At 66.8% G+C, this 12,141-nt stretch carries 14 protein-coding genes; 5 read left to right on the top strand and 9 right to left on the bottom strand.

All coding sequences use genetic code 11. The features are described from left to right. Positions 1-18: 18 nt before the first annotated feature. Complete coding sequence (locus tag ABZW16_RS02885) at positions 19-549, top strand: hypothetical protein (protein WP_354951502.1); 531 nt, start codon at positions 19-21, stop codon at positions 547-549. 93 nt (positions 550-642) lie between these two features. Beyond that, positions 643-936, top strand: coding sequence for a hypothetical protein (locus ABZW16_RS02890; protein ID WP_354951504.1), 294 nt, complete (start codon positions 643-645; stop codon positions 934-936). A gap of 9 nt (positions 937-945) precedes the next feature. On the opposite strand, the gene ABZW16_RS02895 is transcribed toward ABZW16_RS02890, so the two are convergent. The 4 genes from ABZW16_RS02895 to ABZW16_RS02910 form a co-directional block, all read right to left on the bottom strand. Further along, complete coding sequence (locus ABZW16_RS02895) at positions 946-1,488, bottom strand: hypothetical protein (RefSeq protein ID WP_354951506.1); 543 nt, start codon at positions 1,486-1,488, stop codon at positions 946-948. A gap of 217 nt (positions 1,489-1,705) precedes the next feature. Continuing rightward, on the bottom strand, positions 1,706-2,407 hold the full coding sequence (locus ABZW16_RS02900) for a DUF305 domain-containing protein (RefSeq protein WP_354951507.1): 702 nt from the start codon (positions 2,405-2,407) through the stop codon (positions 1,706-1,708). Between the two features lie 81 nt (positions 2,408-2,488). Further along, a complete protein-coding gene (locus ABZW16_RS02905; RefSeq protein ID WP_354951509.1) occupies positions 2,489-2,896 on the bottom strand; it encodes a DUF6153 family protein in 408 nt (135 codons plus the stop codon). Between the two features lie 63 nt (positions 2,897-2,959). Then, positions 2,960-3,535 (bottom strand): hypothetical protein, encoded by a 576-nt coding sequence (locus ABZW16_RS02910; RefSeq protein WP_354951510.1) that lies wholly within the window; start codon positions 3,533-3,535, stop codon positions 2,960-2,962. Positions 3,536-3,663: 128 nt separating this feature from the next. On the opposite strand from ABZW16_RS02910, the gene ABZW16_RS02915 reads away from it, so the two are divergent. Together ABZW16_RS02915 and ABZW16_RS02920 are read left to right on the top strand one after the other, a co-directional pair. Then, positions 3,664-4,812 carry a methyltransferase gene (locus ABZW16_RS02915; protein ID WP_354951512.1) on the top strand — a complete coding sequence of 383 codons (1,149 nt, stop codon included), beginning with the start codon at positions 3,664-3,666 and terminating at the stop codon, positions 4,810-4,812. A 192-nt stretch (positions 4,813-5,004) separates the two neighbouring features. Continuing rightward, positions 5,005-5,862, top strand: coding sequence for a Bax inhibitor-1/YccA family protein (locus ABZW16_RS02920; protein WP_354951514.1), 858 nt, complete (start codon positions 5,005-5,007; stop codon positions 5,860-5,862). A 359-nt stretch (positions 5,863-6,221) separates the two neighbouring features. On the opposite strand, the gene ABZW16_RS02925 is transcribed toward ABZW16_RS02920, so the two are convergent. The 3 genes from ABZW16_RS02925 to ABZW16_RS02935 form a co-directional block, all read right to left on the bottom strand. Then, positions 6,222-7,442: an acetyl-CoA C-acetyltransferase gene (locus ABZW16_RS02925; RefSeq protein WP_354951516.1), complete on the bottom strand. Its 1,221-nt coding sequence runs from the start codon at positions 7,440-7,442 to the stop codon at positions 6,222-6,224. A gap of 24 nt (positions 7,443-7,466) precedes the next feature. After that, positions 7,467-8,390, bottom strand: a complete 924-nt coding sequence (locus tag ABZW16_RS02930) for an SGNH/GDSL hydrolase family protein (RefSeq protein ID WP_354951517.1) — start codon at positions 8,388-8,390, stop codon at positions 7,467-7,469. A 209-nt stretch (positions 8,391-8,599) separates the two neighbouring features. Next, positions 8,600-9,058 (bottom strand): hypothetical protein, encoded by a 459-nt coding sequence (locus tag ABZW16_RS02935; RefSeq protein ID WP_354951519.1) that lies wholly within the window; start codon positions 9,056-9,058, stop codon positions 8,600-8,602. 445 nt (positions 9,059-9,503) lie between these two features. Between ABZW16_RS02935 and ABZW16_RS02940 the strand changes: the two genes are divergently transcribed. Then, on the top strand, positions 9,504-10,877 hold the full coding sequence (locus ABZW16_RS02940) for a cystathionine beta-synthase (protein ID WP_354951521.1): 1,374 nt from the start codon (positions 9,504-9,506) through the stop codon (positions 10,875-10,877). On the opposite strand, the gene ABZW16_RS02945 is transcribed toward ABZW16_RS02940, so the two are convergent. After that, positions 10,867-11,253, bottom strand: coding sequence for a hypothetical protein (locus ABZW16_RS02945; RefSeq protein WP_354951523.1), 387 nt, complete (start codon positions 11,251-11,253; stop codon positions 10,867-10,869). The two genes, ABZW16_RS02940 and ABZW16_RS02945, sit on opposite strands and share 11 nt — an antisense overlap. 78 nt (positions 11,254-11,331) lie before the next feature. Beyond that, on the bottom strand, positions 11,332-11,805 hold the full coding sequence (locus tag ABZW16_RS02950) for a DUF4254 domain-containing protein (RefSeq protein ID WP_354951525.1): 474 nt from the start codon (positions 11,803-11,805) through the stop codon (positions 11,332-11,334). Between the last annotated feature and the right edge of the window lie 336 nt (positions 11,806-12,141).

The raw sequence follows: 12,141 nt of genomic DNA on the forward strand, positions 1-12,141 counted from the left end.
CGAGACGTCCTCTCGCCAGTGCGCCGCCACCGCCGGGCCATCGTGGAACAGCACTGGGATTCCAGCCCGGCCGCCGCCGCGGAGCGCGCGGTACTCGGCATCATCAACGCTCCCGTCGTGCATATGGGCTATCGATACGACTCGGCGGCGGTAATCGCACCGGAGCCCGCGCTGCCATCGACCGAGAACATCGAACTCGTGCTCGACGGCACACCGGGATCCAGGCTTCCGCACGCCTGGGTGGAGCGCGACGGCACCCGAGTCTCCACCCTCGACCTCGTGGCATCCCATTTCACGCTGTTGGTCGGTCCGGACGGTGCGACGTGGCTGCGTGCCGCACGCGAGGTTGCCGACCGTCTACTCATACCCCTGCGGGCGACGGTGATCGATACGCCGGACTGGTTGCGGCAGGTCGGAATTCCCGAGCAGGGCGCTCTTCTCGTGCGACCCGATCAGATGATCGCCTGGCGCGCGCCGACCACGCCGCCGGATCCGGCCGATGCGCTCGGCCGAGTGCTCACGCGCATCCTCGCCTGCACTGGGGGCTAGCCCACCTGGCTGTTTCGGATCGGCGCGTGGGGGAAATCTCACAGATGTCAGGCACCGAGCACCCAGCCTGAGATCGAAATGTGAGGTACCACCATGACAGCGGAAGGGCCGTGGGAAATTCCCCCGCTCGACGACGCGCCGGATATTGCTCGCTTGCCCGAGCCGCAGCCGGGAATTACGTTGGCGGACGCTAGAAATTGGCCCGGATTCGTCCTGCTGATCATCGGCGGACTCGTCGCAATCGCCGCCGCGGTGATCGCGGCGGTCGGATACCCCGGCGCGGCATTCATTTTCGCGCTCGCCGCCATCGCCGCATCGCTCAGCGGCGTGGCGCTCGTATTGTTCGAGCGTCGCGGCCACCGCCCACAGCGCGGGCCGGGGGCCTGATCGCCTGTGTCAGTGGCCTTTACAGGCATCCTCGGCAATGTTCTTGGTGGCGTTGAACTTATCGATCGCGGCATTGAGGGTATCGGTCGGCGCGCGCCGATCGAGAGTATCGGCGAGTGCATTGGTGTCGTCGCGGTAGCTGCGCAGCGGAGTCGCGACGGCCAACGGCACCTCGGAGGTCACCTTCGCATCGATGGTGCGCGCGTTATTGCGCAGCGCGGTGACGGCATCACTGGCCTTGGAATTGGTCTCCGGGTCGTTGATGCCCTTGCTATTGCTCGCATCGATGTAGTCGTTGAAGGTGCTGATCGAGCTGCTGTTCGCGGTGGCGAAGGTGTCGCACGCGGTTCCGGTCGCCCGTTCGGCCGCTGCCGCGCGCGAGGAGGATGCGGCCACCGACGACGCCGTGACCTCGGAGGTGTATGCGGCGAGTTCGGACTGGTCGACCTGCGCGCTGCCGGTGATCTGCTTCGAGCAGGCGCCGATGGTCAGGACACCCGCGGCGGTCGCGGCCGCGGCGGCGACGAGGCCCGCACGTTCTAGACGTCGCATGTTTGTTTCCCCTCTCTCCCCTCCGAACACCCGGCCGCTGGAGGCACGAAGGAGGCCGGACGTAACGACCGTACTTGTTCGCGCCCGCCGACGTCAGCCGAGCGCGGCCAGATCGATGACCAACTGATATCCAGCGGACCCGATGATGCAGGTCAGAGTGGTCAGAACCGGAGCGCACCGGGACCCGCCGGTCCCGGTGTGCTCCGGTTGCGATGGATCAGCGCTGGCCGAGCAGGCCGCGCATGGTGTCGATTTCGGCCCGCTGGGCCGCAACGATCGCGGTGGCGAGTGCCTTCGCATCCGGGTTGACGCCGTTGGCGAGTTCGGTGTTCGCCATGGTGATCGCGCCGGTGTGGTGCTCGATCATCAGTTCCATCCACTGCCGGTCGAAGTCGGCTCCCGATGCCGCCGCCAGCGCGTTCATCTGCTCGTTCGACATGATGCCCGGCATTGCCGAGGTGCTGGGCATGGTGGTCATACCGGGCATGGTGGTCATGCCGGGCATGTGCATGGTGCTGGTCATACCGGGCATCTCCATGCCGTGTCCGCCGTGTCCGGTGCTGCTCGGCGCGGGCTTGCCGAAGCTCTCGAGCAACTTGGTGATCTGCTCCATTTCGGGGGACTGTGCCTGCTCGATATTCGCGGCGAGCGCGCGCACCTGCTCGTTCTGGGTGCGGCTCGGGACCAGCCGCGCCATCTCGACCGCCTGCGCGTGATGCGGGTACATCATCTGCAGGAAGGTCACGTCGGCGTCATTGAAATCGGTTCGGGCGGCGGGCGTTCCGGAGCTGGCCTGGCTCGACGACGAGCCGTGGTCCGCGCTCGGCGATTCGCCATTGCTACAGCCCGCGGCGAAAAGCGCTGCGGCGGTGCTGGTTACGGCAATGGCAAGGGTGATTCGGTTACCGGTGATGAACATGTCTGTGCTCCTGAGGAATGGCGAATAAACGGTTTCGGACAGGCAGAAGGCGCGACCGTGGTTGCGGGCGCGGTGGGCCTGTCAGATCCGCAGAATCGACAATTCGGCCAGGGACAGCACGGTCCACGGTGGTGCGCGTTCGCGCATCGGCCGCCACTGGCGCGGTTTCGACACACCGCCACCCGGTCGATCGAGGGTGATCCAGTAGAGCAGGACGAGCATCAGAGCCAGTGCCACGACCGTCAGGATGAAGACGCACGCGTGCATGCCGCCGTGTGCGTTGCCGCAACCGTCGTCGGTGCAGTCCGATCCGGTGGTCGCGTCGTGCTCGGCGGGCATCGCCATTGTCATCGTGCCGTGGTGGTGGTCGGCGGGCGTGGCGACGGTGAAAACCCCTGCGTGCATGCCCACGATCCCCGCGAGCAGCACCAGCACACCGAGCGCCCGGACGAGTCCGGTGGCGCGCGGAGACAGGTGCTGTTCGACCACGCCGTCATTCTAGAGCGGCCCGGACGGGCGATCTTTGATACCCCCTGGCCGTATCGACACCGGCTATGCGGTCGCGATATCGATCACCAGCCGGGTGGGATTCGTCAGCGTGCTGACCGCGAAGTTCGGGCGATCGGCGTTGACCCCGATGAACGATTGGGTGGTGCCCTCGAAGACGGTGGTCCGGTAGACGCCCGCGACCGCGGGTGCGCTGGGGTCGGTGGCCGGATCGGGACCGGAGTACGGCGTCACACCGCTGTCGAACGGATAGGCCGAACCCGTGATCTGGACCTCCAGAATCGAACGGCCCGCGACATCGATGACCTTGCCGCTGCCGTCCTCGATGGCCTGCTCGGTGTACTGCACGATCCAGCCGGGTGTGCCAGCGCCGCCGAATTCGTAGACCACGCGGTCGAATCCGGGATGATGTCCGATCCGCAGGTCGGACACGGTCACGCCCGCGCCATTGGACGGGGCACCGCGCTTGGGCATGGCATCGCGCGGTGCGCCCTCTGGCGCGTCGGTGAATGTGCCGGTCGTGGTCGGCGCGGTCGTGGTGTTCGGGCCGGATCCACCGTCGCCGCAGCCGACGAGCACCATCGCCGCGGCGGCGGCCATCAGCACCATCCTGTTACGCATGTGGCTGATGGTATTGGCCCGCGCCTGCGCTGCCCGGGATTTGCCACATCCCGGTGTCAGCCAGCGGGGTGTCGCCGATATGCCGGGTCGGACGCGATGTATCGGCAACGATCTAGCACACTTGAGGTGTGGAAGATGTCGAGGATGTACTTGGCCGATTGCGGCGGTACCCGGATGTGGAGGCGCGCAACCTCTATGCCGTCGATGCCGCCGACCGGCTGATCCTCGACGTGGCCGCGGACGTCATCGATGCCGCTGGCTGCGGCCGGATCACGGTGATCGGCGACGCCTACGGTGCGCTCACCCTCGGCGCGATCGCCGGGCACGATCTGAGCGCTGTCCGGGTCCATCAGGATCTGCTCACCGGCGAACTCGCGCTGGCCAACAACGCCCGCGCGCTCGGCCGCACGGATCGCTATACCGCGTACGCGCTTTCCGAAGAGTTGCTCGCCGATGCCGAGGTCGTCCTGCTGCGCCTGCCGCGCATGCTCGCCGGACTGGCCGAGGTCGCCGATGCCATCGCCCGCTACGCGGACCCCGGGGTGGTCGTTGTCGCGGGCGGGCGCGATAAATACCTCACCAAATCCATGAACGACGTACTGGCCGAATCGTTCTCGGAGGTGCGTGCGAGCCGGGGGCGGCAGAAGTCGCGCACGCTCTTGGTGAGCGGTCCGAAACCCGTTGCCGCGCCGCCATTTCCGGTCCGCGAGCGGATCGACGATATCGATATCGATGTGGTCGCGCACGGCGCCGCGTTCTCCGGCGCCAAATTGGATATCGGAACCCGGTTCCTGTTGCAGCACCTCAAGTGGATGAAACCCGATGCCCGCGATGCCATCGATCTCGGTTGCGGCACCGGCATTCTGGCCGTCGCACTGGCCAAGGCGCGGCCCGGCATCCGCGTCGTCGGCACCGATCAGTCGGCGGCCGCGGTGGCCTCGGCGCGGGCGACCGCCGAGGTCAATCGGGTCGCCGATCGGGTGACGGTGGTGCGCGACGATGCCATGTCCGCGGCCGCGGACAATAGCGCCGATCTGGTGCTCTGCAATCCGCCGTTCCACGTCGGCGCGGCCGTGCACACCGGATCGGCGATCAAGATGTTCGCCGAGACCGGACGGGTATTGCGGCCCGGCGGTGAGCTGTGGACGGTGTACAACTCACATTTGAACTATCGCGGTGTGGTCCAGCGCATGGTGGGCCAGACCGAGGTGATCGGCCGCAATCGGAAATTCACGGTCACGCGATCCGTGCGTGGACTGCGTGACGTCCAGCGATAGTAGAGTCCGATTTGTCCGTACCGAAGGGTTGCTCGGGAACTCGAGCGGGCCGATACACGTTGGACAACCTAGTTGGATATCGAGCGACCGGCTCGATAGACACGGCTCGGGACCGATCTTCGAGCGACCGGCAAGTAGGCGCTGGCGATCGGCCACGGCGACGTGGACCACGACTCCAGAAAGGCATTCACGGTGCGCACCACTAGCAATCCGGTATTCCGTCAACTTCCTCGGCAAGAGGGCGGTGGCTATGCCAACTTCGGGTCAGGGGTGACGGGCGCGGGCCAGATGGGCCAGCAGTACGGCCAATACCCGCAGTACCCCCAGTATCAGCAGCCGTACCAGCAGGCCCCGACCACGCGGGCCATGACCATCGACGATGTGGTCACCAAGACCGCCATCACCCTCGGTGTGCTCGCGCTGTCGGCGATCGTGTCCTACGGCCTCACCAATGCCAATACCGCGCTGGCCCCGCTATTCGTCATCGGCGGCGGTCTGATCGGTTTCGTGCTGGTGCTGGTCGCGACCTTCGCAAGGAAGATGGACAACCCGGTCGTCGTGCTGTCGTACGCGGTCTTCGAGGGTCTGTTCGTCGGCGCGCTGTCGTTCATGTTCAGCAATATCGAATTCGGCGGCGCCGGCGGCAGCGGGATGATCGCGCAGGCCGTGCTGGGCACCTTCGGTGTCTTCGCGGGCATGCTGGTGGTCTACAAAACCGGCGCGATCCGGGTCACCCCGCGCTTGACACGCATGGTCGTCGGCGCGATGTTCGGCATCCTGGTGCTCATCCTCGGCAATGTGATCGCCAGCTTCTTCATCGACGGCGGCCTCGGCCTGCGTGACGGCGGCCCGCTGGCCATTGTCTTCAGCCTGGTCGTCATCGCGGTCGCCGCATTCAACTTCCTGCTCGACTTCGACGCCGCCGACCAGTTGATCCGCGCCCAGGCTCCGGAGAAGGCCGCCTGGGGTGTGGCCCTCGGCCTGACCGTCACCCTGGTCTGGCTCTACACCGAAATCCTGCGCCTGCTCAGCTACTTCAACAACGACTGATCCGGTACTTCAATAACGCGACTGATCCGGCCACCCGGGTCCGGCGCTGACGATACGGCCCCAGTTGCCTTGGTATTCCAGGCCACTGGGGCCGTTCTCGCTGATCGGGGGAGCTTGTGTGGATCAGGCGGCGATCCCGAGCCCCGTCGCGATGATGACTGGAACCATCTACAACAGCGGGCAGGGAATCCTGGCGTGTTCGCTGAGAAGTCGAAACCCGGGTGCGCACTGTGACGTCCGCGAGCGGACGCGGATTCTCCGGGCCGATCGATACCACGGCGAGCAGCAGCCCTGATACGCCAACGGCTCCCCATCCATCGGGATGGGGAGCCGCTGAAGCGATTTGGCGAGTTACCCGATCAGCTCAGGCGCTCGATGACCATCGCCATGCCCTGGCCGCCGCCGACGCACATGGTCTCCACACCGAACTGCTTGTCGTAGGTCTGCAGGTTGTTGAGCAGCGTGGTGGTGATGCGGGCGCCGGTCATACCGAACGGGTGGCCGAGCGCGATCGCGCCGCCGGAGACGTTCAGCTTGTCCTCGTCGATCTTCAGCGCGCGAGCCGAGCCGAGCACCTGCACCGCGAAGGCCTCGTTGATCTCGAACAGGTCGATATCGTCGACGGACTTGCCCGCCAGCGCGAGCGCCCGCTTGACCGCCTCGATCGGGCCCAGGCCCATGATCTCGGGGGACAGACCGGACACGCCGGTGGACACGATGCGCGCCAGCGGGGTGAGGCCGAGTTCCTTGGCCTTGGTGTCACTCATGATGACCAGCGCGGCCGCACCGTCGTTGAGCGGGCAGCAGTTACCGGCGGTGACGGTGCCGTCCGGACGGAACACCGGCTTCAGCTGGCTGACCGCCTCGTAGGTGACTCCGGCGCGCGGGCCGTCGTCCTTCGAGATCACGGTGCCGTTGGGCAGCGTGATCGGGGTGATCTCGCGCTCGAAGAAGCCCGCCTTGATGGCCTCCTCCGCGCGGTTCTGCGAGCGCACGCCCCAGCGATCCTGCTCCTCGCGGGTGATGCCGGTGAACGACGCGACATTCTCGGCGGTCTGGCCCATGGCGATGTAGGCGTCCGGGATCAGGCCGTCCTCGCGCGGGTCGTGCCAGATGCCGGCGCCGCCCTCGGCGGTCTTCGCGGTGCGGGCCTCGGCCTCGGCGAACAGCGAGTTCTTGGTGTTCGGCCAGCTGTCGGCGGAGCCGTTCTTGTAGCGGGACACCGTCTCCACACCGGCGGAGATGAACACATCGCCCTCGCCCGCCTTGATGGCGTGGAAGGCCATCCGGGTGGACTGCAGCGACGAGGCGCAGTAGCGGTGCACGGTGGTGCCGGGCACGAAGTCGTAGCCCAGCTGCACCGCGACGATGCGGGCGATATTGAAGCCCTGCTCGCCACCGGGGGAGCCGCAGCCGAGGATCAAGTCGTCGATCTGGGCTGGATCCAGAGCCGGCACCTTGTCGAGCGCCGCGCGCACGATCTGGGTGGTCAGATCGTCGGGCCGCATATCGACCAGCGAACCCTTGGCTGCCCGGCCGATGGGGGAGCGGGCGGTCGAAACGATAACTGCCTCAGGCATGAGGGCTCCTTATGTACTCTCTGCTCAGTTTTGTACTGGCACCTCTATGTGTACCGAATCCGCTGAGCGGGACATCCGCCACCCCGGTGATTCGATGAGTCCGCGCAGCCGGGCGGTGATGCCGCGGCGTTCGGCAGAGCAGGCCTGAGGCGATTCCGAGCGCCGCTGGGCGAGTGCCGTCACCAGGATCGGCAACAGATGCGCGGCGGCCAATGCGTAGCCGTCGGCAGAAGGATGGAAGCCGTCGTCGGCGAAGAGCCGGTCCGGCGCGGTGAGGAATTCCGGCCCGAGATCGCCCATCGGCACGGGGCTGCCACCCGCGGTGTGGGTGACCGCGAATTGTGCCTTGGCCAGCCGGACGCTCCAGTTGTGCACGATGGTGCGCAGCGGCTGCGGAATGGCGCCGACGGTGCCCAGATCCGGACAGGTGCCGACAACAACGACGCTTCCGGCCGCATGCAGCCGCGCGACGGCCACGCCCAACCTGCGCGCCGATGCGGATATCGAATGCTTCTTGGTGATGTCGTTCGCGCCGATGAAGATGACCGCGGCATCCGGCGGCGGCCCCGCGACGAACATGGCGTCGACCTGTCCGGCCAGCCCCTTCGAAGTCGCGCCGGAGATCGCCTTGGTGCTCAACCGGATCCGCATGCCGGTGGCCTCGGCCAGCCCGCGGGCGATGCGCACCCCCGGTACCTCTTCGGCGGTGACGCAGCCCACGCCCGCGGCGGTGGAGTCGCCGAAGACCATCAGGTGGACGTCGACCGGCCGACCGGGACGCCACGGCTCAGGGACGTCGCATCCGGCCGAATAGATACCGTCGGCCTCGGGCGGTTTGGTGGTATCGCGCCCGATCAGACCGCGCGCTGCTCCCGCCTGCGCCATGAGAAGTCGATACGCGGCCCAGGACGCGGTGCCCGCACTGGATCCGGCCAGCACGGTAGCCATACCCGTCACCGCGGCTGTCCGCCAACTGATTCGAGGTGCCACGACTAGAAATAGTACGTGTTGATCGGCGGCCTGCGGTCGGTCGAACTGCGCCGTTCTGCTCATCCGATATGCGGCTCCGGCACCGTATCGGTGCCCGTCGCCGCGTGGCGGGCAACCGCACGCCGGACTGCCACTTCGGCGCGGCGATCAAGTCCCGGCCAGCGGGATCAGGCTGGCACGTCGAAGGTGCCGTGCGCCGGGACGCTCGCGGTGTCGGTGGTGACGGTGACCTCGACGTGCCCCGGACCGGTGTCCTGGAACAGTGCGTACTGAATGCTGCCGTAGAGGCCGGTGACCACGTTGTTCTCGTAGACACCGGTCGCGCCGGTGCTCAGATTGCGCCACGCGACGGTGGTGCGGACCTCGCACAGCGGGGCCAGCGGATAGTCGCCGGGGCCCAGACCGGCCGCCGGATTCGCGCGCACATTGAGAATGGCCCGGCCCGGCCACTCCGAACTGGTATCGGCCCAGGTGCGGATGCTCGTCCAGCAGACGCCGCCGCGGGCCAGCGTTGGCACCTGCGGGAATTCGACGGTCGCGGCATCGGCTTGCGCCGCGCCAACTCCCGCGGCGAGTGCCGCTCCGGCGAGAACTGTTGCGGCGCGAGCAATGTTCGGCTGCCTCATGGTCGCGATCCTAGGCAAGTGATCGGCTTCAGGTGCATTTGTCACGCAAAACCGTCCGAGGCGACGTGCGCGAACTCACAGTGTCGGATCCGCGACATTCGCGGTGCACTGCGTGTTGTGCTGTGCGTCCGCCAGCGTGTCTGTTGCGAAGGCCGTGGGAGGGATCTGTGCGACGTTCGTTGTGCTGCTTTCTCGACCGCCGTCGGGGCTGACCTGTGACGGTGCTCTGCGGCGGATACGTCGCGCCTGCGGGCCCCGTTGTGAAGGCTGCGGGACCGGTCGTGGTGCCCTGCGCGGTTTCGCTGTGCTGCTGCCGGCGGGTCCGCTGTGCAGACCGCGGAGTCGGATTTGTGACACTCGCGGTTGCCCGACGCGCCGTACGCTGCGCGTCCGCCTCCGGGACCGTCGCGAACGCCCTGGAAGTCCTTCTGCAACGATAGGGGGCATGCGCATCGCTGATCATGTCGTTGACCTCATCGGCAATACGCCGCTGGTTCGGTTGAACTCGGTGGTGGGGCCCAACGCTGGTGTCGTCGCGGCCAAGATCGAATATCTGAATCCGGGCGGCAGCGCCAAGGACCGCATCGCGGTGAAGATGATCGAGGCGGCCGAGGCCTCCGGTGCCCTGCGGCCGGGCGGCACCATTGTCGAGCCGACCTCGGGTAATACCGGTGTCGGGCTCGCGCTGGTCGCGCAGCAGCGCGGCTACAAGTGCGTATTCGTCTGCCCGGACAAGGTCAGCGAGGATAAGCGCAATGTGCTGCGCGCATACGGCGCCGAGGTGGTGGTGTGCCCGACCGCGGTGCCGCCGGACCACCCGGACAGCTACTACAGCGTCTCCGATCGGCTGGTCCGCGAGATCGCCGGTGCGTGGAAGCCGGACCAGTACTCCAATCCGGGCGGCCCGGACAGCCACTACGAGACCACCGGCCCGGAGGTCTGGCGCGATACCGACGGCAAGGTCACCCACTTCGTCGCGGGCGTCGGCACCGGCGGCACCATTACCGGCACCGGCCGGTACCTGAAGGAGGTGTCCGGCGGCAAGGTGAAGATCATCGGCGCGGATCCGGAGGGCTCGGTGTACTCCGGTGGCACCGGTCGGCCGTATCTGGTCGAGGGCGTCGGCGAGGACTTCTGGCCCTCGGCCTACGACCCGGCCGTGCCCGACGAGATCATCGCCGTCTCCGACGCCGACTCCTTCGATATGACCCGTCGCCTCGCGCGCGAGGAGGGTCTGCTGGTCGGCGGCTCCTGCGGTATGGCGGTGGTCGCGGCCATCGAGGTCGCGCGCCGCGATCCCGATGCGCTGGTGGTCGTATTGCTGCCCGACGGCGGCCGCGGCTATCTGTCCAAGATCTTCAACGACCAGTGGATGAGCTCCTACGGCTTCCTGCGCGACCGTCTGGACGGCACCGCGGAACCGCTGGTCGGTGATGTGCTGCGCGGCAAGTCGGGCGCGCTGCCCGATCTGGTGCACACCCATCCGTCGGAGACCCTGCGCGATGCGATCGAGATCCTGCGCGAATACGGGGTTTCGCAGATGCCGGTCGTCGGCGCCGAACCGCCGGTCATGGCCGGTGAGGTCGCGGGCAGTGTCACCGAGCGCAATCTGCTCTCCGCGGTCTTCGAAGGCCGTGCGCATCTGACGGATTCGGTGGCCCAGCATATGAGTCCGTCGTTCCCGCTGATCGGTTCGGGCGAACCCATTTCGGCCGCGACCAAGGCACTGTCGGATACCGACGCGTTGATGGTGGTCGAGGACGGCAAGCCGGTAGGCGTGATCACCCGGCACGATCTGCTCGGGTTCCTCAGCACCTGATCCAGCTGAATTCACCTGGCTCGGTCGCCACTGAGCCGCCCGTCGGTCGTTGACGTGACGGATCCGTGGCATTGGCCGGGCACAGGTCGGCGGGCGGGTTTTCGGCCGTTGCCGTGGCACTGTTCGGCTCGGCGCTGTTCGTAGATCTGGTGCTGTCAGGTCTGTTCCCGGCATCACCCTGCGGCATCAACGCCTTGCTGGCCACGATGCTGGCCAGCACATCGGCCCAGATCAATACGGCATTGCCGAGCGCGAACCACCACAGGTTCTGCGCGAAACCCACTGTGCCCAAGGCGATGCCGATCAACAGGATGGCGGCCACACACAGCGGTACCGGACGGAACCGCGTCATGAACACGGGAGCGGTTGCGGCCACGGCCGAGGGCATGGGACGTCGGCCACCAGAGCCTGCACCTGCTCTCGATGTCCAGCGGATGTCGCCGGTACTCGGTTGCTATGCGGATCGACGCGTGCGCGGATTATCTTGTGCGGCACCGATGATGAGGTCGCTCCACTGGTCGGCGAGCAGCGCAAGGCGGTACCAGGCGGCGTGTACGCGATCGTCGGAGACCTTTTCGGCGGTGTGCAGCAGATGGCTGGCGTGGGTGTAGGCGGCGGCCATCCGATCCAATGTCGCGCCGATGGATTCGGCCCGGATATGTGCCGTCGATCGCCGCTGCGGCACCCGGGTGATCACCCAGGTGTCGATAGCCGAGACGAGTTCGGCTCGGCGGCAATCGATTCCGGCGGTGCCGAGCGGATCGTCGTGCCGCCTCCTGTGCAGATCCGCGAGCACGCGCGCCAGCGGAACAAGCGGATGTTCCGAACCCGGTTCGGGCGGATGCCCGCCGAATGCGCCGATCAATTCTCGTTGGTCCGGAAGCATTTTCGCGCCCTCGATGATCGGCGCGCGGTCACGGACGAACATTATGGGCCCCCAGATCTGACGACGGCATGAACATGGTGCACCTCCGAATAAGCGGTCGGTGCACTCGGATTCGCCGCGTTGATCCGGGACGCTGTACGGCTCCGATGCTGTGAGGCCTTCCCGAAACCGAGTGCCGTTACAGCTTCGCTATCCGCCTTGGCGAATCGGTGACATGAAGATGGCACAGCGATGACAGGTAGTAACAATGTTCTCAACTTGGTGCGAGCGCCGCTGTGAAATGTGCCGACCAGTCCGCAATACGCCGAATTCGCCACTTCCCCACCATGATTCGCACTACCACCCCCACCCCCACGCCCACCGCCACCCCATGCCCCG

The sequence above is a fragment of the Nocardia sp. NPDC004604 genome (assembly GCF_040609795.1).
In the GTDB taxonomy this organism is placed as follows: domain Bacteria; phylum Actinomycetota; class Actinomycetes; order Mycobacteriales; family Mycobacteriaceae; genus Nocardia.